This window comes from Vibrio sp. EA2 (genome assembly GCF_033042495.1).
Classification (GTDB): domain Bacteria; phylum Pseudomonadota; class Gammaproteobacteria; order Enterobacterales; family Vibrionaceae; genus Vibrio.
In genome coordinates, this window is record NZ_JAWLID010000053.1 from 1 (window position 1) to 864 (window position 864).

The following is an 864-nucleotide window of genomic DNA, read 5'->3' on the forward strand; positions in this document are numbered from 1 at the left end:
TTTTTTGAACAGCATGGTAAAGAGTTATAATTTGCTTCGCCAAAAGTAAAACCATAACCAATACCATGCCAAGAACAATGCTAACTGATATTCGCTGGGAACTGCTACTCCATGTTATGAAAAGTACAGGTCGTATTTACGATAAAACTGAACATCGAATGACATTTGAAGGAATACTTTATCGAATGAGAACAGGTGTTCCTTGGCGAGATCTCCCCTCTGAGTTCGGAGAGTGGAGTACCGTTTACAGACGATTTAATCTTTGGTCAAAGAAAGGGGTTTTAGATAAACTTTTCAAAAGCTTATCTAGCATGGCTGATTTTGAATGGGTCTTTCTTGATGGCTCTATAGTTCGAGCGCATCAGCATAGTACAGGTGCAGCGACTGAAAGCTCAGAGCAAATAGGAAAAAGTCGCGGGGGCAACTCAACCAAAATTCACTTAGCCGTGGATAGTGGCGGCCTGCCGATTTGCTTTGATTTATCAGAAGGACAACGCCACGATATAGTACATGCCGAAAGCTTAGTTGAGCAACTCGATGAAGTTAATACCATCGTTTGTGATAAAGGATATGACAGCGAACCTTTCCGTACTTTTGTTAAGGAACGTGGCGGAGAAACGGTAATTGCTAAACGCAATTACGGACAAGATATAGACAAAGACAGTATGGATTGGTGTCTATACAAGTATCGTCACTTGGTCGAAAATGCCTTTGGGAGAATTAAGCATTATCGAGCTATTTCAAGTAGATATGACAAGCTAGAAAGGAATTATGCCAGCATGTTATCGCTGGCATTCATGCTAATGTGGCTACCGATGTATTGCTGAAGATAAAATGTACAGCAAAGATCAACAGGCCCTAGTA

1 protein-coding gene is annotated in these 864 nt (G+C 41.0%); it reads left to right on the forward strand.

Features of this window, described 5'->3' with window-relative positions; all coding sequences use genetic code 11:
* The first annotated feature begins 65 nt into the window (after positions 1-65).
* A complete protein-coding gene (locus tag RXX31_RS24690) occupies positions 66-827 on the forward strand; it encodes an IS5 family transposase (RefSeq protein WP_317592212.1) in 762 nt (253 codons plus the stop codon).
* Positions 828-864: the final 37 nt, after the last annotated feature.

Bases quoted from the DNA above. Each gene is read 5' to 3' on its own strand.
- RXX31_RS24690 (WP_317592212.1), top strand. From the start codon at position 66: ATGCCAAGAACAATGCTAACTGATATTCGCTGGGAACTGCTACTCCAT.